A 19,870-nucleotide genomic window follows, 5' to 3' on the forward strand; every position below is an offset into this window, starting at 1 on the left:
ACCCGTGCGCAGAACCCCCGTCCGCGGCGCCGCCATCCTGCTCGGCGCCGTCGTCCTGACCACCGTCACCGCCTGTGGTGCCGCTCCCGAGGGTGCGACCGGTGCCGAGGGCGCGAAGTCGGCCACCGCGGCGTCGGCCAAGGACTTCGGCGGCATGGACGCCCTCGTCAAGGCGGCCAAGCAGGAGGGCGCGCTGCACGTCATCGCTCTGCCGCCGGACTGGGCCAACTACGGTGAGCTGATCAAGGCGTTCGAGACGAAGTACGGGATCAAGGTCGAGAGCGAGAACCCGGACGCCGCCAGCGCCGACGAGATCGCCGCCGTCAAGTCCCGCACGGGCCAGAAGCGCGCGCCCGACGTCCTCGACCTGGGCATCGCCTTCGCCCGCAGCGGCGCCGAGGAGGGCCTGTTCGCCCCCTACAAGGTCGAGGCCTGGGACAAGATCCCCGGCGCCCAGAAGGACGAGGCCGGCCGCTGGTACAACGACTACGGCGGCTACGTCTCCATCGGCTGCGACGCCAAGCGCATCCCGAACTGCCCGAAGACCTTCGCGGACCTCCTCAAGCCCGAGTACAAGGGCAAGGTCGCCCTCAACGGCAACCCGACCAAGTCCGGTTCCGCCTTCGGCGGCGTCTACGCGGCCGCCCTCGCCAACAAGGGCTCCTTCGCCGACATCCAGCCCGGCATCGACTTCTTCGGCACCCTGAAGAAGAGCGGCAACTTCATCCCCGTCGAGTCCACCCCGGCCACCGTCGAGAAGGGCGAGACGCCCATCAGCATCGACTGGGACTACCTCAACGCCGGCTACGCCGACCAGTTCAAGGGCAAGGGCGTCGACTGGCAGGTGGCCGTCCCCACCGACGGCGTGTACGCGCAGTTCTACTCCCAGGCCCTCAACAAGGACGCCCCGCACCCCGCGGCCGCGCGCCTGTGGATGGAGTTCCTCTACAGCACCGAGGGACAGAACCTCTGGCTCAAGGGCTACGCCCGGCCCGTCCTGCTGCCGGCCATGACCACCGACGGCAGCGCCGACAAGACCTTCGTGGCCAAGCTCCCCAAGGTCGAGGGCACCCCCGCCTTCCCGGCCTCCGCCGAGCTCGACAAGGCCAAGGCCACCCTCGCCGAGAAGTGGGACAAGGCCCTCTCCTGATGTCCTCAGCCACCCCCACCCAGGGAACCGCCGGCGGCAGCAGCCGCCGGCGGCGCGGCCCGCGCACCTGGCTCGCCGCCCTCCCGCTGATCGCCTTCACCGGCCTCGCCTTCGGACTGCCCCTCGGCGCCCTCCTGTTCGGCGCCGTGACCCACACCGACCCGGCCACCGGCGCCACCGCCCTCACCGGCGAGCACCTGAGCCGCTCGCTCCAGGGCCCCTACCTCGGCTCGCTCCTCGGCAGCGTGCAGCTCTCCGCGCTCACCGCCCTGATCGGCTCGGTCCTCGGCGTCCTCATCGCCCAGGCCGTCGTCACCTCCCGGTCCCAGGCCCTGCGCAGCGCCGTCCTCACCGCCTCCGGCGTGCTCGCCAACTTCGGCGGCGTCCCCCTCGCGTTCGCGTTCATCGCGACCGTCGGCATCTCCGGCGTGGTCACCCAGCTCGCCGACCTGACCAGCCTCGGCTGGAACCTGTACTCCTTCGGCGGCCTCGCCGTCGTCTACCTGTACTTCCTCATCCCCCTCATGGTCCTGGTCATCCTGCCCGCCCTCGACGGCCTGCGCCCCCAGTGGCGGGAGGCCGCGCAGAACGCGGGCGCCGGCGGATGGCAGTACTGGCGCCACGTCGGCATCCCGGTCCTCGCGCCCTCGCTGCTCGGCGGGTTCGTGCTGCTCTTCGGCAGCGCCTTCGCCGCCCACGCGACCGCCGCGGCGCTCGTCGGCGGCTCCGTACCCCTGGTCACCCTCAAGATCGCGGACGCGCTCTCCGGCAACGTCATGGTCGGCCAGGAGAACGTGGCGCTCGCCCTCGGCCTCGACATGATCCTGATCGCCGGCCTGGTCATGGCGGTCTACCTCCCCCTCCAGCGCAGGAGCGCCCGATGGCTGCGATGACCCCCACCGCCCCGGACGTCACCCCGGAGTCCGGGGCACGCGCGGCGGCCGCGCCCACCACCCCCGTACGGACCCGGCGCCGGCCCTGCCTGTGGCGCGGTCTCGTCCTCGGCCTCGGCGGCGCGTACTTCCTCGTCCCGCTCGTCGCCTCGTTCGTGTTCACCGTGCACACCCCCGGCCAGGGCCTCTCCTTCGAGGCGTACACCGCGCTGCTCTCCGCCGACGGCTTCACCGAGAGTCTGCTGCTGTCCCTCGGGCTCGCCGCCGCCACCATCGCGCTCTCCCTGCTGCTCGCCGTGCCCGCCCTGGTCGCGGTCCGGCTCGGCGCACCGCGCCTGCGGCCGGTCGTCGAGGTGATGTGCATGCTGCCGCTGGTGGTGCCGCCCATCGCGCTCGTCACCGGGATCAGCACCGTACTGCGCTGGGGCCCGGACCACCTGTCGCGGACCCCGCTCTACCAGACGTTCCTCGCCGTCCAGAACGAGGACTTCCCCGTCGTCCTGGTCCTCGCGTACACCGTCATGGCCCTGCCGTTCGTCCACCGCTCCCTCGACGCGGGCTTGCGCGCCGTCGACGTGCCCACGCTCGTCGAGGCCGCCCGCAACTGCGGGGCTTCCTGGCCGTACGTCATGCTCCGGGTGATCCTGCCCAACCTGCGCTCCTCGCTCGCCGGCGCAGCCTTCCTCACCCTGGCCCTGGTCCTCGGCGAGTTCAGCATCGCCTCCGTCCTCGGCTTCCGGCCGTTCGCCGTGTGGATCGTCTCCATCTCCGGCGCCCAGGCCCGCATGTCGGTGGCCGTCTCCCTCCTGAGCCTCCTCATCACCTGGCTGCTGCTGCTCGTCCTGTCCCGGGCCGGAACGGCGTCGGCCGGCACGCCCGGAGCCCCCCGCACCTCCCGCAAGGAGTCCTGACCCATGACCTCTGCAACAGCGGAACGGACAGAGCCCACCGCCGCCACCGGCGCCCGCGTCGAATTCCGCGGCCTGCGCCGCGCGTTCGGCACCACCGTGGCGCTCGACGGACTCGACCTCACCGTCGAGCCGGGTGAACTCCTCGCGCTCCTCGGCCCGTCGGGCTGCGGCAAGACCACCGCCCTGCGCGTCCTCGCCGGCTTCGAACGCCCCGACGCCGGCGAGGTCCTCGTGGACGGGGCGGACATCACCCGCGTCCCGGCCAACCGCCGCGACGCCGGCATGGTCTTCCAGTCGTACAGCCTCTTCCCCAACCTCACCGCCCGCGACAACGTCGCCTTCGGCCTCCGCGTACGCAAGGCCAAGGCGGCCGAGCGCCACGCCCGCGCCGCCGAACTCCTCGACCTGGTCGGCCTGCCCGAGCACGGCGACCGCTACCCGCACCAGATGTCCGGCGGCCAGCAGCAGCGCGTGGCCCTGGCACGGGCCCTCGCCCTGCGGCCCCGCGTCCTGCTCCTGGACGAACCCCTGTCCGCGCTCGACGCCAAGGTCCGGCTCAGCCTCCGCGAGGAGATCCGACGGCTCCAGCTCTCCCTCGGCATCACCACCGTGTTCGTCACCCACGACCAGGAGGAGGCGCTGTCCATGGCGGACCGCGTCGCCGTCCTCAACGCCGGGAAGCTGGAGCAGTGCGCGGCCCCCGCCGAGCTGTACCGCCGGCCGGCGACCGCCTTCGTCGCCGAGTTCGTCGGCACCATGAACCGGCTGCCCGGCCACCTCACGGACTCCGGACTCGTGGAGGCGGCGGGCAGCCGGCTCCCCGTCGACGGAGACGTCCCCGACACCCGCGAGGTCGACGTACTCGTCCGCCCCGAGAACGTCACCGTGACCGCCGACGCCGACGGCGACGCCGTGATCGTCTCCACCTCGTTCTTCGGCTCCGTCACCCGCGTCCACCTCGATCACCGCGGTACGACGGTCAAGGCCGACCTCCCGTCCCGCGACGCCGGCGAACTGACCCCGGGCTCCCGCGCCACCCTCGGCCTCGCCCCGCACCCCGCCCTCGTCGTACCGAGGACGGAGCGGTGAGCGGACTCGCCGCCGTCCTCTTCGACATGGACGGCACCCTCGTCGACACCGAGGTCCTCTGGTGGGAGGCCACGGAGGAGGTCGCCGCCCGCCTCGGCCACCGGCTCTCGGACGCCGACGCGCCCGAGGTCGTCGGACGAGCCGTCGAGGACACCGCCGCCCACCTCGTACGAGCCACCGGCGCCCCCGACACGGACGGCGTCGCGACGGCACTGACCACCGCCTTCCAGAGGCGCGTCGACGAGGGGGCGCCGATGCGCCCGGGAGCCGATCGGCTGCTGGCCGAACTGGAGCGGGCAGGGCTGCCGTTCGCCCTGGTCAGTGCGTCACCCCGATCGGTGGTCGACTCGGTGATCGGCGGCGCGCTCGCGCACGTCCCCTTCGCCCTCACCCTCTCCGCCGACGACACCCCCCGGACCAAACCGCACCCCGACCCGTACCGCACGGCCGCCCAGCGCCTCGGGGTCGCGACCGCGGCGTGCGTGGCCGTCGAGGACTCGCCGGACGGAGCCGCCTCGGCCGACGCCGCGGGGTGCACCGTCCTCGTCGTCCCCTCCCTCCTCCCGGTGCCACCGGGCCCGGACCGCGTCTTCGCGGACAGCCTGGAGGACGTGACCCTCGACGGCCTGCGCCGCCACGTCCGCGCCAGGGGGGCCGGCGCCTGACACGCAGCCGGGCGGAGGACACGGAACCTCCACGCGCCCCGCGCGCAGCGGGCCCGCCCCGGGATCGAACGATCCAGGGACGGGCCCGCACCTCGTCAGCCGGTCAGCCGGTCAGCCGGTTCGTCGGTCAGCCGGCCGTACGGGCGAACAGCCCGGGCTCGTACGAGCCGCCCGGGTTGCGCACGATCACGGCCATCCGGGTGGCCGCGTTGATGAGGGCGACCACACAGACCAGCGCACCGACCTGGTCGTCGTCGTAGTGCTTGCGCACCTCGGCCCAGGTCTCGTCGGACACGCCGTGGTCGCCGAGCCGCGTGCCCTCCTCGGCGAGCGCCAGCGCGGCGCGCTCGGCCTCGGTGAAGACGGTGCTGTGCCGCCAGGCGGCGACCAGGCTCAGCCGGACCGCGGACTCACCCTCGGCCGCGGCCTCCTTGGCGTGGGCGTCCACGCAGAATCCGCAGCCGTTGATCTGGCCGACCCGCAGCTGCACCAGCTCCCGCAGGGACCTCGGCAGAGTCGACTCCTCAAGCACCAGGGAGGTGTTGTAGAAGCGCTTGGCCACCTTCGCGGCGGTCGGGCTGTCGAACAGGTCGAAACGGTGTTCCATGACGTCGTCCTCACTCGTGATGTCGTGTGCTCCTGCACGGGGCGAACACAAGACACCGGCGGCCCGGTCCGTGTGACGGCGGGGCGCTGTGGCGTGAGTCACCGGTCACGCGTGTCACAGAACGGCGGCGGCCGGCGTCTGGTGCAGGGCGCACTCGAGCGCGACGGGCAGGAGCCGGAGATGACCGACCGAACGAGGAACGACGCGATGCGTGACATCACCGAGGCGTTCGTCGCCCACCGCAGACTGCTCTTCACCGTCGCGTACGAGATGCTCGGCTCGGCCGCCGACGCCGAGGACGTCCTGCAGGAGACCTGGCTGCGATGGGTGGGCGTCCAACCCGGCACCGTACGGGACCAGCGCGCGTACCTGGTCCGGATCACCACGCGCCAGGCACTGACCCACCTGCGCACGCTCGGCCGCCGCAGGGAGTCCTACCTCGGCCCCTGGCTGCCCGAGCCGCTGCTGACCACGCCCGACGTGGCCGAGGACGCCGAGCTGGCCGACAGCGTCTCGATGGCGATGCTCCTCGTCCTGGAGACCCTCACCCCGACGGAGCGGGCGGTGTTCGTCCTGCGCGAGGTGTTCGACCTGGCGTACGACGAGATCGCCCAAGCCGTCGACAAGACCCCGGCCGCGGTCCGCCAGATCGCACACCGGGCACGGGCCCACGTCGCCGCGCGCCGACCGCGTGCGGTCGCTTCCCACGCGGAGACCCGCCGTACCGTCGAGGCGTTCCGGCGAGCGGTCGAAACGGGCGACCTGCAACGCCTGCTCGACGTCCTCGCGCCGGACGTCGTCCTGCTGACCGACGGCGGGGGAGTCGTACAAGCCGCACTGACACCCGTCGTCGGCGCCGACCAGGTGGCGGGGCTCCTGGGCAGGATCGCCCCCACGACGGCGCTGGAGCCCGCGCGGATCAACGGCGATCCGGCGCTGATCGTCCGGCTGGACGGAGCGATCGACACCGTCCTCGCGATGCGCATCGAGGACGGCCTCATCACCGGTCTCTACGCCGTGCGCAACCCCGAGAAGCTGTCGCACCTGGACCGCGAGACCAGCCTGCGCCGCTGAGCCCGGCCCCCGCCGAACGCCCCGACTGTCCCCCCACCGCCCTCCTTCCTATGCTGGAGAAGGAGAGGTGAGGAGGGCCGCGATGGCCACCGTCGCCGTGCACAGCGCCGACCTGGGGGAGGGGCGCCCGACGCTCCCGTACGCGGAGTCGGGCCGTCCAGGGGGCACACCGCTCGTCCTGGTGCACGGCTACCTGGACTCCTGGTGGACGTTCGAGCCGATGCTGCGCGGCATGCCCCCGGGTCTGCACGCGTACGCTCCCACGCAGCGCGGCCACGGCGACGCCGACAAGCCGCCCGACGGGTATCTGCCGGAGGACTTCGCCGACGACCTGATCGCGTTCATGGACAGCGTGGGCATGGAGCGGGCGGTACTGGTCGGCGGATCGAGCGGCGGAGTGCAGGCCCGCATCGTCGCGGGCCGTCGACCGGACCGGGTGGCCGGGCTCGTCCTCCTGGGCGTCCCGGCGTCCCTCTCCGACAAACCACAGGCCGCCGAATTCTGGGACTTGGTAAGGGAGTTGCGGGACCCCGTGGACCGTGCGCTCGCCGAGGACCTCGCCGTCGGTCTGACGGCGACGCCCGTGGGGCGCGGCTTCCTGAAGACGATCGTCGACGAGAACCTCAAGGCCCCGGCCCATGTCTGGCGGGAAACCCTGCGCGGCCTGCTGGAAACCGACCTCCGGGCCACCCTGTCGGGCATCCTCGTCCCCACCCTCGTCGTCTGGGGCGACCGGGACCCCGTCCTGACCCGCGAGGACCAGCAGACGATCCTCGACGCGATCCCGGACTCCCGGCTCCTCGTCTACGAGGGCGTGGGGCACGTCGCGTACTGGGAGGACCCGGACCGCGTACTCCGCGACCTGACCGCCTTCATGGCCGACCGCACATGAGTCCCCCGGGGGCAGGTCAGTGCTCGTCCGCTCTGGACAGGGCGTTGGTGACCAGGCGGGTGGCGAAGTCGTGGTCGTCGGTGATCCGGTTGATGACCTCCGCGAGGAGGAAGGCGGTGGCGTCCAGCGGGTTCATCTTCTCCCGGGTCCAGTCCCCGTACTGCTGACGCCACAGGCCGGTGCCGAGGCCGGTGCCGGCCGCGATGAGCAGCCCGGCCATGGTGGGGATGGCCTCGGGGCGGATGCTCCTGGGCATCTGGCGCATGGCGGTCACGAGGTTGGGGACCACGTACTCGATCACGTCCTTGTCGTGGCCGGCGACACGAGCGGTCTGATCACGATGCACGCGGAGAACGGCATCGCGATCGGCGTCCTCGTCGAGCAGGCTCTCGCCCGGGGCGAGACCGATCCGCGCTATCACGGGGAGGTCCGCAAGGCGCTGTTGGTGGCGGAGGCCGCGCACCGGGCGATCCAGCTCGCCCGGGTGGCCGGTGCGCCGCTCTATGTCGTCGTCGTCCACGTCTCGGACGAGGAGGCCGTGGCGGAACTGGCGGTGGCCCGGGACACGGGCCTGCCTGTCTTCGGCGAGACCTGTCCGCAGTACCTTTACCTGCCGACGGACGACCTGGCCGAGCCGGACTTCGAGGGCGCGCCAAGTACGTCTGCGCTCGACCCCGCTGAGCCGAAGGAGCACCAGGCGGCGCTGTGGCGGGGCGTGCGGACGAACGACCTCCAGATGGTGTCCACCGACCACTGCCCGTTCTGTTTCGCCGCTGCTCAATCGACCGGCCACGTGTGCGCCGGAGCGTTCATGTGCATGTAGTCGAGGTACTGCTGCGTCATCCGCCGCAGCGCCTGATGCCGGTCCACGTGGTCGATGTCCTGGATGTGGTGGAACATCTCCGACTGCCATACCGCGCCGTTCCGACCGCTGACGCACCGCTGCTCGATGATCCCCAGCAGCGGCTCCCGCCAGGTACTGTCCATACCCCACCGCTCCAGACCACGTTCTGCAAGCGGCAGCAGGCGGCGCAGGACCAGTTCGGTCGCGGGGACCTCACCCATCCCGGGCCAGTACAGCTGTGCATCGATTCCATGCCGGGCTGCCGCATACAGATTGTCCTCGGCCGCCGAGAACGACATCCGCGACCAGACCGGTCGGTCCTCGTCGACCAGAGCGCGGACCAGGCCGTAGTAGAAGGCGCCGTTCGACAGAACGTCGGCCACCGTGGGACCTGCGGGCAGTACGCGGTTCTCCACCCGCAGGTGCGGTACGCCGTCGACGACGGCATAGACGGGGCGGTTCCACCGGTAGACCGTCCCGTTGTGCAGGGTGAGCTCGGCAAGATCGGGGATCCCTCCGCGGTCGAGAGTCTCCTGGGGGTCCTCGTCCTCACAGAGTGGCAGCAACGCCGGGAAGTACCGCGCATTCTCTTCGAAGAGATCGAAGACGCTGGTGATCCACCTCTCGCCGAACCACACCCGGGGGCGGACTCCCTGCACCTTGATCTCTTCCGGCCGGGTGTCGGTGGCCTGCTCGAAAAGCGGAATGCGCGTCTCGCGCCACAGCTCCTTGGCGAAGAGGAACGGAGAGTTCGCGGCCAGGGCCACCTGTACCCCGGCGACGGCCTGCGCGGCGTTCCAGTAGTCCGCGAACTCGTCCGGCGACACCTGCAGGTGGAACTGAGTGCTGGTACAGGCCGCCTCCGGCGTGATCGTGTCCGCGTAGGTGCGCAACCTCTCCACCCCGTCCACCGAGATCAACAGGTCCTCGCCCCGCGCGGCGAAGATCTGCTCATTCAGCAGGTGGTACCGCGGGTTCTCGGAAAGCGACGCAGCACCCACGTCCTTCAGATCCAGCGTCGGCAGAATTCCGATCATGACCAGGTGCGCCCCGATCGCCGCAGCTTTCTCCTCGGCGTGGTTGAGCGCGTCCCGGATCTCCTGTTCCCACGATCCGGGGCCGCCCGCGGTGAGCTGCCGCGGATCGATGTTGATCTCCAGATTGAACCGCCCCAGCTCGGTCGACCAGGACGGGTCGGCCAGCTCCTCGAGGACGTCCGAGCTGCGCATGGCGGGCTCCGCCGCTTCGTCCACGAGGTTCAGTTCGATCTCCAACCCGACCTGCGGTCGCTCGAAGTCGAACCGTGACTCCCTCAGCATCTGAGCGAACACGTCGAGGCACGTGTGCATCTTGTTCCGGAACCGGCGACGGTCGTCACGGGTGAACTCCAGCGCCGGGACGTCGCGTCCCATTCGGTCCTCCCGGGACTCGTCGGCAGACCCTTCTCTTCAGCGTCCCACTTCAGGGACGACCCAACCACCGAGCCGGCCACCCCCACCAGGCGCCCTGGTCGGCGACCATGTCACCGGTGGTGGCAGTCCCAGTGCCCCTTCACCCAGACGTGGTCCCAGTGCCCGGGAACGTAGACCCACTTGTAGGACTTGGTGTGCTCCCAGTGGCCGTGGTGCGACGTACCGTGGTCGCCGTGCCGGCCCTGGTGCCAGGTGTCGTGCCTGACCCGCTTCTTCTCCCAGTGACCCTTGACCCACGTCTTCTCCCAGTGGCCCTTCTTCCACTCGCACCGGTCGTGATGGTCGTGCCGGTCGCCGTGGTCACTGGTCACGACAGTCGTGGCGACGGACGTCGGGGCGGGGGCAGCCGCCGCCGAGCCGGACATCCCGAGTGCGGCACCGCCCGCCAGCAGGCCGGACGCGGCGGCACCCGCCACCAGTCGGCGGACTCGCATGGTCCTGGACATGGAACGCACCTCCTTCGAGCGAGCCGGAAGGGGAATGCGGGGGCGACAGCCGACGTGGGAGGAGGAGACGTTCCGACTCGCGCGGCGATTTGCGGGAAGCAGTGAGCGACGCAGTGCACTTCGTCGGGGGTGCGAAGCAGCGGCGGCTTGGACGAAACAGTACCCGGATCACTGAAATGGCCGTGTGCCACACCTTTTTCCCAGTGTGGCATGTTCGTCTGCCATCCGCTGTCGGTGCGGGTTCGAGTACCCAGGAGAGGCGCAGGTCCGAGTTGGTTCGGCTCGCGAGCCTGATGGCGGCGGCGACGCCGTGATGCGGTCGCCTTCCCCCCCCACATGCAGGGCACTCCCCGCCCAAGGGGCAACACGACGCGTACGGCTTCAGTCCGTCGGTCTGGCCCGCGAGGACCGTCGCCGCCCACTCCGGGTCCTGGAGCAGCGCGCCGCCGACGGCGACCATGTCGAACTCGTCGCGCTCCAGGCGGTCGAGGAGGCTGTCGATGCCCTGAACCGGCGCGCCCTCGCCCGCGAAGGCGTGGATGAAGTCGCCGTCGAGACCGACCGAACCGTGGGGGAGGGCTGATGGGCGACTGTCGGGGTGCTGTCCATAGGTCCAGGATGCATCGTGTCGGTCGAGGGCGCCGAGGTCCGCGCCCGGCGGGCGCGCGCCCGCCGCCGTCCCTGACGTCGGGGACCAGCTCACCGCCGCCCCTTCGCGGGGCACCCGGGCGCCGATGCACCGACCCGTGACACGCCCCCCGCGGACCGGGGACTCCGCGTCCCGTCCGGGCCGCGCGGCAGGATGGAAGCATGAGCATGCCCGAGAAGCCGGGCCACGGCCTGCGTGAGCGGGTCGGCTCCAGCCTGTTCAGCCACGTCGCCGGGCCCGCGGGAGCGCAGAACCGGGCCCGTATCCACGGCGCCCCCGGCCCTCGATGGTTCGGCCCCGAGCGGCCGATCCGGACCGTCCACGGGGACGCGTCGATGTTCATCGGCGGCCTGAGCGCGCTCCTCCTGCAGTCCTTGCACCCGCGCGCGATGGCCGCGGTCGCCGCGCACTCCGGTTTCCGGGGCGATCCCTGGGGCCGCCTGCAGCGCACCAGTACCTTCCTCGCCTTCACCACCTACGGCACCGCCGAGGACGCCCAGCGCGCCGTGGACCACGTCCGCGAGGTGCACGAGCGGATCAGGGGGACCACCCCCGCCGGGGATCCCTACCATGCCGCCGACCCGGACCTGCTGTGCTGGGTGCACGTGGCGGAGGTCGACAGCTTCCTGCGCGCACACCAGCGCTTCGGGGCCCGCCCCCTGGACGGCGCGGGCTGCGACGCGTACATCGCCGACACGGCTCTGGTCGCCTGCGCCCTGGGCGTTCCCGATCCGCCCCGCGACCGCGAGGCCCTTGCGGCCCGGCTGGCCCGCTACCGGCCCGAACTGCGTGCCACACCCCAGGCCCGGGACGCGGCCCGCTTCGTACTCCGCGAGCCCCCGCTTCCCTGGGTCGCCCGTGGGCCCTACGCCGTACTCGCCTCGAACGCGGTCCGTCTGCTGCCGCCGTGGGCCCGCTCGCTGCTGGGCCTGCACGTGGCGCCGTACCTCCCGGAGGGTCTCGTACGCCTGTCCGGGCAGGCCCTGACGGGGACGATCCGCTGGGCGATGGGTGCCCTTCCCTCCCGCGAGGAGCTCACCGCGCCGCCCTGACCGCTCTCCGACCGGACCGCCCGGTACGGCGCAACGCGAGGCCCGTCAAGGGGCGCCGTGCCGCACGAAGGCCAGATCCTCCGGCTGCACCCCCTCGTGCGGCCCCGCCGCCCGCAGCACCACGTCCAGCACGCGCGCCGGCTCAGCGGCGTATGCGTGGGAGAACCACGCCATGTTGGCCTCCACCACGGCCCACCGGTGGCCCGGACGGTACGGGTCGACCAGCTGTCCGACGTCCACGACGACGGCGCTGGGCAGGGCGGGCCCGGCCCCGGCGAGCAGATGGTCGACGAACTCGGCGAGCTCCCCTGCGACCGCCCCGTGCCCGTCGAGCGGGCGGGGGTCAAGCCGGCCGAACACCGCGTACCGACTGCCCGCGGCGATCCGCCCGTCCAGCAGGAACAGTCGGTACTCGGCAGCGAACGTCACCACCTCGGAGAGCAGCACCGGCGTCGCCGGGTCCAGATCCGTGGGCAACCGTGAGCCATCGTCGTAGACGTCCGCCGCGAAGGACTTGTCCCGCGGCGGCTTGACGAACGTCGGCCGGTCGACCGCCCACGCGTCCGCGAGGGTTGCCGCACGGACCTTGCGCCCGGTGAACTCCTCCGGCAGCCGGGGGAGCCAGTCGTCCGCAGGTTCGAGCAACGCGAACCCGAGCCGTCCGGCCAATCGCGCCCCCGCGACCGGACCGCCGTACCAGTACGCCGGTCCCACCGCTTCACCGGTCTCCTCCGCCGCCAGGACCACCATCCCCCGCTGCGCCGCCTCACCGGCCAACAGTTCCATCGTCGACGTCCGCCGACCGGGCATGACGAGCACCGCACCCCCCTTGTCCACGATGTACGAGGCCGCCACGCCAGCTCCACCCCGGTCCCCGTCACACCCGAGTTCTGGTCAGCCGGTGATGCTCTCGCTCGCCAGGCCGGAGCGAACGAGGGAGCGGGCCACGGCGGACGGGTCCGGCTCGTCGTCGTCCGGGTCGCGCACCCGCGCCAGCAGCGCGTCCACGTCCCGGAGCCGGCCGGCCTCCGCCTGGGCGAGGAAAGTGTCGGCGTCGGGCCCGCCGTCCACCGGCGCGAGGCGCTCGGCCAGCAGCTCCACCGCCTCCGCACGGTCGGCCAGCGTGCCCATTCCACAATCCAGGCCGTCGTCGTCGAGGGTGTCCGGGTAGGGCGCGCGGGCCCAGACCCCGTTCTCGTACCAGTAGACGCAGCCGAGCTCGTAGCCGGACAAGCGGTCGCGCAGCTCGTCCCATGGCAGCCACGCCGGGCCACCGGCGAGCATGTCGACCGGCGGCTCGTGCCATTTCACGCCGCTCGACTCGTCCTCGCCGTACAGCACGTAACGGCCTTCGCCCATGCTCGACATCACCCACCAGGTGCAGCCGGCGTCGTCCCAGTGGAGCCCGTCGTCGTCGATCCAGCGACCGGTGCGGTGCGCGCTGGGGCGGCGTTCGTCGTCGGCGGTCGCCCCGAGCGCGGCGAGCAGGGCCCAGCGGGCCCACAGCCTCTCGGCGGGCGGAAGGTCCTCCGGCAGTCCCGGACGGTTGATCGTCATGACGGCCACCGTACGGACGCGGGAACCCTCTCCCCACACCGGGTGTCTGTCACGGGCTCGTGGCTCCGACGGTTCCGCAGGTGCTCAGCAGCGCCGGTCATCCTGGGGAAGCCATCCATCGCTGATCGTGCGACCCGGGTAGTAAGCCCGTGGGCCGATGCCCGTCTTGACGGTGTAGCCGCTGGGCTGATGCCGCAGGGGAGGGGCTGGTGGCACCGTTCTGGTGCATTCACGGACTGGTCGTCACAACGCGGTTGACGATCCGTTGAGCCAGGGAGGGCCATGACCATCACACCGTTCATCAGCCGGAGGGGTATGACGCGCCGTCGCATGCTGGGGGCTGCGCTGGCCGCCGGGGCCGCCGTGCCACTCGCCACTGTGGCCGGCCCCGCCTGGGCCGACCCGGCCGCGGACGCCGCCCCGACGCGGCTCGTGCTGCCCTCGCCGACCGGGCCGTACCCGGTGGGCAGAGTCGAACTGCGCCTCGTCGACAGGGCACGGCCGGACGACATCGCGGGCCCCGGCCGCTTCCGCGAGCTGATGGCCACTGTCTGGTACCCCGCCCGGGACGTCGAGCGATTCCCGGTGGCGCCCTGGATGCCGGCCGGTGCCCTCCAGGCGTTCCTCGCCGACGTGGGGTTCAGCGCCCTGGCCCCTCTGGCGCCGTCCACCTCCGGCCACGTGGGCGCACCGGTGCGGCGGTCGAACCGGCGGCTTCCCGTCGTCGTGTTCTCGCACGGTGCGCACAGCCACCAGGGCGACCACACCATCGTGGTCCAGGAGCTCGCCAGCCATGGATACGCGGTGGTGACGGTCGCTCACCCGTACGACACCTACACCGTTTTCCCGGACGGCCGGGTCACCGTCCCGCTCTACGACCGGAAGGCACCGACTCTGCCCGGAGACTTCGCGGCGGACTTGCGCTTCGTTCTCGACTGCGTCGAACAGCTCGCCGCCGGATGCAATCCGGACGTCGACCGGCGGGCACTGCCGGCCGGGTTGCTCGGCTCCCTCGACCCGCGGCGCATGGGTGCGTTCGGCTGGTCGAAGGGCGGGACGGCCACCGCCTGCGCCACGCTCGCCGACGAGCGCATCCGGGCCGGGCTGAGCCTCGACGGGCCGATGCAGATGAACCCGCCGCTGACCGGCGACTTGGAAAGGCCGTTCATGATGATGTCCGCCGAGTTCACCCGCACCACCGATCCGCAGGTCGCCGCGTTCTGGTCGCACTTGCGGGGCTGGCGCCTCAACCTTCAGGCCCAAGGCGCCGCCCACATCTCCTACGGCGACAACGAGGCGCTGTTTCCACAGGTGGCGAAGCTGTTCGGCTGGAGTGGCCGGCAGCTCCAGGACGTGATCGGCACCCTCGATCCGGACCAGGCGGTGAAGATCCAGCAGGCCTACCCACTCGCCTTCTTCGACGAGCACCTGCGCCACCGTCACAGGCACCTGCTCGACGGTCCGTCCCCGGCCTTCCCGGCAGTCACCTTCCTCCCGTGAGGACCTGAGCCCGTGACGTGACGCCGAGGTCTGTCGTGCGGAGCGCATCCGCCGCGGCCGATGCCCTGCACATCCAGCCCCGGCCCGGGCGGCCCCGGGGGGCGTGGTGGATCGGTTCGAGCAGGCGGCGGAACGTGACGGCCTGGTGCTGGACGCCGGACAGCGTTCGGTCGCCGCACGCCTCGCCGAGCTGGGCGAGGCGCTGGAGCGTGGCGGACGACGGCGCCGGTTCGGCCGGGCCGCGGCCGAGCCGGTGCGCGGGGTGTACCTGTGGGATCGGTCGGCCGCGGCAAGAGCCGGCTGTCCGACACGCTGTTCGAGACCGTCCGCGTCGAGGAGAAGAAACGGCCGCACTTCCACGAGTTCTTCCGTCAGTTCCACGCCGCCTACGCCCGGCATCGCGACGAGTGGGCGGGCGAGCTCGCGGTGGCCGAACTGCTCGGGGACGGGAGCGCACCGGATTCGCCGTGGGCCGGTACCTCCGGCGCAGCGGTGACCTCAACGCGCGCGGCGCGGCCCCGGTGCCGTCGCCGGCGCCGGCACCGCCGCGGCCGGAGGAGCGGCGGCCGGTGCCGATCAGCCATGGGACCGTCGAGGCCCTCGCCGTACGGGACGACTTGGTCCGGTTCGACTTCACCGACCTGTGTGACCGGCCGAACTCGACCATCGACCACCTCGCGCTGGCGGAGGCCCATCCGCGCCGGGTGCTCTCAGGGTTGCCCCGCCTCGCCGAGGCCGGCCGTGACGCCGCCCAGCGCTTCGCCAACCTCGTCGACGTGTTGTGCGACCGCGATGTCCACCTCACGCTGATCGGCCGCACGTCGCCGGCCGAGGCCCTCACCGGCGACGGCCTTCCCACCGACGTCGACCGCACAGCGAGCCGGCTCGCACTGCTGACCGAGGAGTCCGAACCGGCGGCGCACTGAGGGCGGCGGCGCGATGAGCCTCCGACGCCCCGGCCTGCCCGTCCGGCACCCCCAGGCCCTCCCGGGTGCGGACCGCCCGCCCCGGCAGCGACCGCGAGCATCTGGTGCCGGGGCGGACGCCACCGGATCCCCCATCCGGCTCTACCGGTTCGGGCGCCGGAAGACGTTGAGTGTCTTCGTGAGGGCCTTCATGGGGGAGGCGTCCTGCTGGGCCGCCGTCGGCGTGGGGCTCCGGGGCGGCTGGGCGCCGCCGGTTGTTTCGGCCAGCGCGGCGAGCGCCGCCTCGGCCGCCTCCTGATACAGGTTGCAGGACTCCGTCATGGCTTCAAGCGCCTTGGCGTACTTGGTGACCATGGCCCGCGCGTGGACCAGCTCCTCGTCCGGGGTGAGCAGGTGCCAGCCTTGGCGCAGCCGTGTCAGGGCCTGCTCGGCGTCGGCCGGCAGCTGCCGTGGCAGAGAGGCGAACTCCTTGATCTTTGCGAGGAGTTTGGTCGGTTCCGTGCCGTCCAGGAAGACATCGCGAACTGCGAAGTGCTCCGCGTCGTAGTCCGGCGCCTGTGGCAGTGGGGGCAGGATGACGGCGCCGCCGCGCGGTAGCCCCACACCCAGCTCACGCTTCATCGCGAAGTCGGCGATCAGTGCCTGATCCGGCGTCGCCCGGTGCTCGACGACCCGGTGCTTGAGGCTCGGTGGCAGAAACGACGTGACCGGTCGCCTCCCCGGCGCGTCCGGCGTCATCGCCTCGTGCACCACGACGTGGATCAACCAGCTCTGCTGGGTGCACTCCCGCAGCAGGCGGCGTAGCTCGCCGTCGTCCTTGGGCAGGTGGTTCGTCGTCCGCAGACGCACGCCCGGCACCTTCGCGTGGTCCCAGGCGATCTGGTCGCTGTCGGGCCAGAACATGGTGGCGGGGGAGGGCCAGTCCGCTTCCCACGCCTGCTCCGCCTCGGCGGCGAGGACCCACGTGGTGCCCTCGCCCTTGGTACGACGGGACTCGGGCTCGTACGTGGTCAACTGAGCGCGTACGGTGACACCCTCGGCCACGCGCCAGCGGGCCTCGAAGAGGCGGCGGGCCGACGGACCGGGGTCGGCGGACTCGTCCCGAGGGAACAGATCGGTGGAGCGGGCCGCCTCGACGGGGTCGAGGTCCAGGAAGTCGTCGATGACACGGGCCGTCTTGAGCGCGATCAGGTTACGCCGGACGTCCCGCTCCGCCTCGGGCCCGAGATGACGTCCACGCCCGAGCCACGCGGTGGCGGGGGCCGTGGTCGATGGAATGCTGTTCTTGGCCATGGAACCGTTCATTGGGGTGATCAGGGCACGCCCAGTATGGTCCGCGGGTGGGCGGGTCCACCAGGCCGCACCGGCCCGGCGGCGCACTCGTCCGCCGAGACCGCGGGACGACCGCACGACGACCGCGCGGAAATCCGAGTCGGCCGACTTCACACAGCAGCGGATCATGTCCGGGCGCCGCCCCCGCCCGCGGGCGGGGAACGGTGCCTCTCACGCGGAGGAGCAAGGGCCGTGGGCGTGCCGGCAGCGGCCGACGTGGACCTGGACAGTGCCGTCGCGCTCGACGAGCCCAGCAGACCGTCGCTCACGCCAGTGCGGAGCCACAAAAAAAGGGACCGTACTGGCCGCCGCGACCGTGGTCACGGAACGCCGCCGCTGGATGTGGCTGCTCGCCGCGAACCGAAGCGCCGGCTGACGAGCTCGCCCGCTCGACCCAGGCGCTCGTGCGGCGGCGCCGTGGACGGGGGCGGGCGACGCGGGCACCAGGACGCGGAGCGCGTCGCGCAGGCGCGGAGAAGGCCGCGCGCTAGCTTCGGGCCATGACGGAACCCCTCTTCTACGTCGACCGCTCTTCGATCCTGGAAGGCAGGATCGAAGAGGCCAGGGCCGGCATGCTGGACCTGGCCGCGTTCGTGGCGGAGCGCGAGCCGCAACTCATGGCGTACCACTGCTATCTCGACGAGGCCGAGTCCACGATGAGTGTCGTCGCCGTGCATCCCGACTCCGCGTCGATGGAGCGACACCTGGAGCTCGGTGGGCCGAAGTTCCGCGCGTTCGGCGCGCTGATCCGTATGCGCTCCATCGACGTGTACGGACAGCCGAGCCCAGCGGTCGTCGACCGGCTCCGCCAGAAGGCCGAGTACCTCGGCGGCGCGTCCGTCACCGTCCATACCCTTCAGGCGGGCTTCAGCCGACTGGATCGCCCTTAGGTGATTTCTGCGCGGGCGAGACCGTGTGAGTGGTCGGACGGCTTCCTGGGCCCCGACCTACCCTCCGCCCTGCGGGTGCGTTGCCGGAGCTGCTCCGGCGGTAGCCGCCGTCTGCGCTGTCGCTCGTGCATGGGTACGAGACGAGGATCCGCACGACCAGGTCGAAGGTGACGAAGCCGAGGAGCCGCTCGGAGAGAGGCGTCGAAGGGCACCGTGATCTGGCCGGATGGCAGGAACCACAGGGGTGGCACGCCCAGTTCGCTGACGAATCGGCCGCCGGGTACGAGGTGACGCGCCGCTTCGGGGGTGGTCCGCGATGCGGGTCGCTGTCACCCGTTTGCGCCTGCTGCTCATGACTCGGGCTCGTGGGGGCCGGGCGCGGGTGAACTATCTTGGGCGGCAGCGATACGAGAAGGAGATACCCGTGGCATCCGGGCAGCAGGCGCGTGCACAGGCAGCTGCGATCACGCCGGGCAGGAGCTCGTCCGAGGCGGAGGCGGTGGCCGAGGCGGTGGCGGCTTCTCCTGCCGACCGGGTGCGGGCGCTGTTCGGAGGGCACCGGCTGTCTCCCGCGCAGCGGCGTATCGCCCAGTTCCTGACCGATCACCTCACCGAGGCCGCGTTCCTGTCCATCACCGAGCTCGCGGAGCGCGTGGGGGTCAGCCAGCCGTCCGTGACCCGGTTCGCCTCCTCGTTGGGATTCAGCGGCTACCCCGCGCTCCGGGAGGCGCTCCAGCCCATCGCGCTCAGCGCGGTCGCCGGCGCGCCTGGCGAGGGGGAGGAGCGGCACCGCAACGAGCTCCAGTCGGCGATCGACGCCGAGATCGAGAACCTGACGTCCCTGCGTCGCGCCCTCGCCGACCCTGACCGGATCGTCGGCATCGGCCGCGAGCTGGCCCGTTCGGTCCCCCTGACGGTCGTCGGCCTGCGGATCTCGGTCTCCCTTGCCGAGTACTTCGCGTACGCCGCGCGGCGCATCCACCCCGATGTCCGGGTGGTGACGCGCGGTGGCAGCGTTGCCTACGACGGGCTGCTGCAGGCGCGCGAGGCGGGCGGCACGTGGGTGCTGGCCTTCGCGATGCCTCGGCACGCCAAGGAGACCCTCGCCGTCGTGCGTGCCGCCCGCGGTGTCGGGCTGCGTGTCGCGCTGATCACGGACCTCGCGCTCGGGCCGCTGGCCGACGAGGCCGATGAGGTGTTCACCGCGGGCACAGGCTCGCGGCTCGTCTTCGACTCGTACGCGGCGCCGGGGGTGCTGTCCGCGGGCATTCTGCAGGCCATGGCGGACGCGGACCCGGAGCGTACGCAGGGTCGGCTCGAGAAGTACGAGCACGCGGCGGAACAGCACGATTTCTTCCTGGACGACTGAGACCGACTAACCGGCTGAACCGGACAAATCGCTCGAAACCGACTGACCGGCTGAAGCCGACCGAGGCGGCCGGGCCGGGTTCTGGCCTCTCCGCGTGATCGTTTGGAATGAAAATTTTCATGCCCTTGCCTACTTGACGGTATATATATTTACTAAAGGAGCCCCCACGGGCCCGAACGGAACATCGAAGGTCGCCCCCTCCTCCTCAGACGGCCCCGATGTTCTCGGCGGTCCGCGCCGCGTTTTCGCGGACGCTCTGTGGCGGCTCCGATCAACCCCTGGGTCGGAGCCGCCGCACAGAGCACAGCCGGACAGCCCAGCTCTCGTGATGGGCGGTGCACTGCTGCCGGAGACTCGAAAGGCAGCGGAATCTCGAAGGCACCGGACGGTCGAAAGGCACATGCCCACGACGACCGGGCGGGATGGATCACGACCGCCATCCGGCGTTGTCCGCCCATCTCCGACCACGGAATGGCTGGAGACCTCCAGACCACTAGCCTGATCCCCTCCGAACGTCGTCGACCAGTTCCGCATCAGCCAACGTTCGCCCTG

Annotated in this window: 18 protein-coding genes and 5 pseudogenes; 14 read left to right on the top strand and 9 right to left on the bottom strand. The window is 71.6% G+C overall.

Features of this window, described 5'->3' with window-relative positions; genetic code table 11:
- The first annotated feature begins 4 nt into the window (after positions 1-4).
- Genes ACN9M0_RS37580 through ACN9M0_RS37600 form a run of 5 tightly spaced genes read left to right on the top strand, consistent with a single transcriptional unit; the run spans position 5 to position 4,708 of the window.
- Positions 5-1,150, top strand: coding sequence for an ABC transporter substrate-binding protein (locus tag ACN9M0_RS37580; protein ID WP_426405115.1), 1,146 nt, complete (start codon positions 5-7; stop codon positions 1,148-1,150).
- A complete protein-coding gene (locus ACN9M0_RS37585; protein WP_426405116.1) occupies positions 1,150-2,043 on the top strand; it encodes an ABC transporter permease in 894 nt (297 codons plus the stop codon). Before ACN9M0_RS37580 ends, ACN9M0_RS37585 begins: the two co-directional genes overlap by 1 nt.
- On the top strand, positions 2,031-2,954 hold the full coding sequence (locus ACN9M0_RS37590) for an ABC transporter permease (RefSeq protein ID WP_426405117.1): 924 nt from the start codon (positions 2,031-2,033) through the stop codon (positions 2,952-2,954). The genes ACN9M0_RS37585 and ACN9M0_RS37590 overlap by 13 nt, the downstream gene beginning before the upstream one ends.
- 3 nt (positions 2,955-2,957) lie before the next feature.
- The gene (locus ACN9M0_RS37595) at positions 2,958-4,043 is read left to right on the top strand and encodes an ABC transporter ATP-binding protein (protein ID WP_426405118.1); all 1,086 of its coding nucleotides are present in this window, start codon (positions 2,958-2,960) and stop codon (positions 4,041-4,043) included.
- Positions 4,040-4,708, top strand: coding sequence for an HAD family hydrolase (locus ACN9M0_RS37600; RefSeq protein ID WP_399695005.1), 669 nt, complete (start codon positions 4,040-4,042; stop codon positions 4,706-4,708). Before ACN9M0_RS37595 ends, ACN9M0_RS37600 begins: the two co-directional genes overlap by 4 nt.
- A gap of 127 nt (positions 4,709-4,835) precedes the next feature.
- Here the strand turns inward: ACN9M0_RS37600 and ACN9M0_RS37605 are convergent, their stop codons facing one another.
- Entirely contained in the window at positions 4,836-5,315 is a 480-nt protein-coding gene (locus tag ACN9M0_RS37605) for a carboxymuconolactone decarboxylase family protein (RefSeq protein WP_399695003.1), read from the bottom strand.
- A 180-nt stretch (positions 5,316-5,495) separates the two neighbouring features.
- Here ACN9M0_RS37605 and ACN9M0_RS37610 point away from each other — a divergent pair, with 180 nt between their 5' ends.
- Together ACN9M0_RS37610 and ACN9M0_RS37615 are read left to right on the top strand one after the other, a co-directional pair.
- Positions 5,496-6,389 (top strand): RNA polymerase sigma-70 factor, encoded by an 894-nt coding sequence (locus tag ACN9M0_RS37610; RefSeq protein ID WP_366041056.1) that lies wholly within the window; start codon positions 5,496-5,498, stop codon positions 6,387-6,389.
- Positions 6,390-6,471: 82 nt separating this feature from the next.
- Positions 6,472-7,281 carry an alpha/beta fold hydrolase gene (locus ACN9M0_RS37615; protein WP_366041057.1) on the top strand — a complete coding sequence of 270 codons (810 nt, stop codon included), beginning with the start codon at positions 6,472-6,474 and terminating at the stop codon, positions 7,279-7,281.
- 16 nt (positions 7,282-7,297) lie between these two features.
- On the opposite strand, the pseudogene ACN9M0_RS37620 reads toward ACN9M0_RS37615, so the two are convergent.
- Positions 7,298-7,594, bottom strand: a pseudogene (locus ACN9M0_RS37620) (hypothetical protein); the annotation flags it as partial.
- 12 nt (positions 7,595-7,606) lie between these two features.
- On the opposite strand from ACN9M0_RS37620, the pseudogene ACN9M0_RS37625 reads away from it, so the two are divergent.
- Positions 7,607-8,071: pseudogene (locus ACN9M0_RS37625) on the top strand (dihydropyrimidinase); the annotation flags it as partial.
- On the opposite strand, the gene ACN9M0_RS37630 reads toward ACN9M0_RS37625, so the two are convergent.
- From ACN9M0_RS37630 to ACN9M0_RS37640, 3 genes and pseudogenes are all read right to left on the bottom strand, one after another.
- On the bottom strand, positions 8,059-9,537 hold the full coding sequence (locus tag ACN9M0_RS37630) for a glutamate--cysteine ligase (RefSeq protein ID WP_366041058.1): 1,479 nt from the start codon (positions 9,535-9,537) through the stop codon (positions 8,059-8,061). The pseudogene ACN9M0_RS37625 and the gene ACN9M0_RS37630 overlap by 13 nt on opposite strands.
- A 110-nt stretch (positions 9,538-9,647) precedes the next feature.
- A complete protein-coding gene (locus tag ACN9M0_RS37635; RefSeq protein ID WP_366041059.1) occupies positions 9,648-10,043 on the bottom strand; it encodes a hypothetical protein in 396 nt (131 codons plus the stop codon).
- Positions 10,044-10,416: 373 nt separating this feature from the next.
- A pseudogene (locus ACN9M0_RS37640) lies at positions 10,417-10,611 on the bottom strand (12-oxophytodienoate reductase); the annotation flags it as partial.
- Between the two features lie 242 nt (positions 10,612-10,853).
- Here ACN9M0_RS37640 and ACN9M0_RS37645 point away from each other — a divergent pair.
- Positions 10,854-11,744 (top strand): oxygenase MpaB family protein, encoded by an 891-nt coding sequence (locus ACN9M0_RS37645; RefSeq protein ID WP_399694997.1) that lies wholly within the window; start codon positions 10,854-10,856, stop codon positions 11,742-11,744.
- 45 nt (positions 11,745-11,789) lie between these two features.
- Here ACN9M0_RS37645 and ACN9M0_RS37650 read toward each other — a convergent pair whose 3' ends face one another.
- Together ACN9M0_RS37650 and ACN9M0_RS37655 are read right to left on the bottom strand one after the other, a co-directional pair.
- Positions 11,790-12,530 (bottom strand): ATP-grasp domain-containing protein, encoded by a 741-nt coding sequence (locus ACN9M0_RS37650; protein WP_399695667.1) that lies wholly within the window; start codon positions 12,528-12,530, stop codon positions 11,790-11,792.
- 108 nt (positions 12,531-12,638) lie between these two features.
- The gene (locus tag ACN9M0_RS37655; RefSeq protein ID WP_426405119.1) at positions 12,639-13,301 is read right to left on the bottom strand and encodes a hypothetical protein; all 663 of its coding nucleotides are present in this window, start codon (positions 13,299-13,301) and stop codon (positions 12,639-12,641) included.
- 282 nt (positions 13,302-13,583) lie between these two features.
- Between ACN9M0_RS37655 and ACN9M0_RS37660 the strand changes: the two genes are divergently transcribed.
- The 3 genes and pseudogenes from ACN9M0_RS37660 (at position 13,584) to zapE (ending at position 15,727) form a co-directional block, all read left to right on the top strand.
- On the top strand, positions 13,584-14,801 hold the full coding sequence (locus ACN9M0_RS37660) for an alpha/beta hydrolase family protein (RefSeq protein ID WP_426405120.1): 1,218 nt from the start codon (positions 13,584-13,586) through the stop codon (positions 14,799-14,801).
- Positions 14,802-15,071: 270 nt separating this feature from the next.
- Positions 15,072-15,149: pseudogene (locus ACN9M0_RS37665) on the top strand (hypothetical protein); the annotation flags it as partial.
- A 221-nt stretch (positions 15,150-15,370) separates the two neighbouring features.
- Entirely contained in the window at positions 15,371-15,727 is a 357-nt protein-coding gene (zapE, locus tag ACN9M0_RS37670) for an AFG1/ZapE family ATPase (RefSeq protein ID WP_399694993.1), read from the top strand.
- A 141-nt stretch (positions 15,728-15,868) separates the two neighbouring features.
- On the opposite strand, the gene ACN9M0_RS37675 is transcribed toward zapE, so the two are convergent.
- Positions 15,869-17,020 (bottom strand): hypothetical protein, encoded by a 1,152-nt coding sequence (locus ACN9M0_RS37675; RefSeq protein WP_366041065.1) that lies wholly within the window; start codon positions 17,018-17,020, stop codon positions 15,869-15,871.
- 539 nt (positions 17,021-17,559) lie between these two features.
- Here ACN9M0_RS37675 and ACN9M0_RS37680 point away from each other — a divergent pair.
- Positions 17,560-17,949: a hypothetical protein gene (locus ACN9M0_RS37680; protein ID WP_426405121.1), complete on the top strand. Its 390-nt coding sequence runs from the start codon at positions 17,560-17,562 to the stop codon at positions 17,947-17,949.
- A gap of 85 nt (positions 17,950-18,034) precedes the next feature.
- On the opposite strand, the pseudogene ACN9M0_RS37685 reads toward ACN9M0_RS37680, so the two are convergent.
- A pseudogene (locus ACN9M0_RS37685) lies at positions 18,035-18,248 on the bottom strand (SAM-dependent methyltransferase); the annotation flags it as partial.
- Between the two features lie 125 nt (positions 18,249-18,373).
- Between ACN9M0_RS37685 and ACN9M0_RS37690 the strand changes: the two are divergent.
- Positions 18,374-19,318: a MurR/RpiR family transcriptional regulator gene (locus ACN9M0_RS37690; protein ID WP_366041068.1), complete on the top strand. Its 945-nt coding sequence runs from the start codon at positions 18,374-18,376 to the stop codon at positions 19,316-19,318.
- Positions 19,319-19,870: the final 552 nt, after the last annotated feature.

Origin of the sequence: Streptomyces sp. R-07 (genome assembly GCF_049913175.1) — a bacterium.
In the GTDB taxonomy this organism is placed as follows: Bacteria; Actinomycetota; Actinomycetes; order Streptomycetales; family Streptomycetaceae; genus Streptomyces.

Coding starts and splice junctions, on each gene's coding strand:
- ACN9M0_RS37585 (WP_426405116.1), top strand. CDS start 1,150: ATGTCCTCAGCCACCCCCACCCAGGGAACCGCCGGCGGCAGCAGCCGC.
- ACN9M0_RS37590 (WP_426405117.1), top strand. CDS start 2,031: ATGGCTGCGATGACCCCCACCGCCCCGGACGTCACCCCGGAGTCCGGG.
- ACN9M0_RS37595 (WP_426405118.1), top strand. CDS start 2,958: ATGACCTCTGCAACAGCGGAACGGACAGAGCCCACCGCCGCCACCGGC.
- ACN9M0_RS37605 (WP_399695003.1), bottom strand. CDS start 5,315: ATGGAACACCGTTTCGACCTGTTCGACAGCCCGACCGCCGCGAAGGTG.
- ACN9M0_RS37610 (WP_366041056.1), top strand. CDS start 5,496: ATGACCGACCGAACGAGGAACGACGCGATGCGTGACATCACCGAGGCG.
- ACN9M0_RS37615 (WP_366041057.1), top strand. CDS start 6,472: ATGGCCACCGTCGCCGTGCACAGCGCCGACCTGGGGGAGGGGCGCCCG.
- ACN9M0_RS37630 (WP_366041058.1), bottom strand. CDS start 9,537: ATGGGACGCGACGTCCCGGCGCTGGAGTTCACCCGTGACGACCGTCGC.
- ACN9M0_RS37635 (WP_366041059.1), bottom strand. CDS start 10,043: ATGTCCAGGACCATGCGAGTCCGCCGACTGGTGGCGGGTGCCGCCGCG.
- ACN9M0_RS37645 (WP_399694997.1), top strand. CDS start 10,854: ATGAGCATGCCCGAGAAGCCGGGCCACGGCCTGCGTGAGCGGGTCGGC.
- ACN9M0_RS37650 (WP_399695667.1), bottom strand. CDS start 12,530: ATGGAACTGTTGGCCGGTGAGGCGGCGCAGCGGGGGATGGTGGTCCTG.
- ACN9M0_RS37655 (WP_426405119.1), bottom strand. CDS start 13,301: ATGACGATCAACCGTCCGGGACTGCCGGAGGACCTTCCGCCCGCCGAG.
- ACN9M0_RS37660 (WP_426405120.1), top strand. CDS start 13,584: ATGACCATCACACCGTTCATCAGCCGGAGGGGTATGACGCGCCGTCGC.
- ACN9M0_RS37675 (WP_366041065.1), bottom strand. CDS start 17,020: ATGGCCAAGAACAGCATTCCATCGACCACGGCCCCCGCCACCGCGTGG.
- ACN9M0_RS37680 (WP_426405121.1), top strand. CDS start 17,560: ATGACGGAACCCCTCTTCTACGTCGACCGCTCTTCGATCCTGGAAGGC.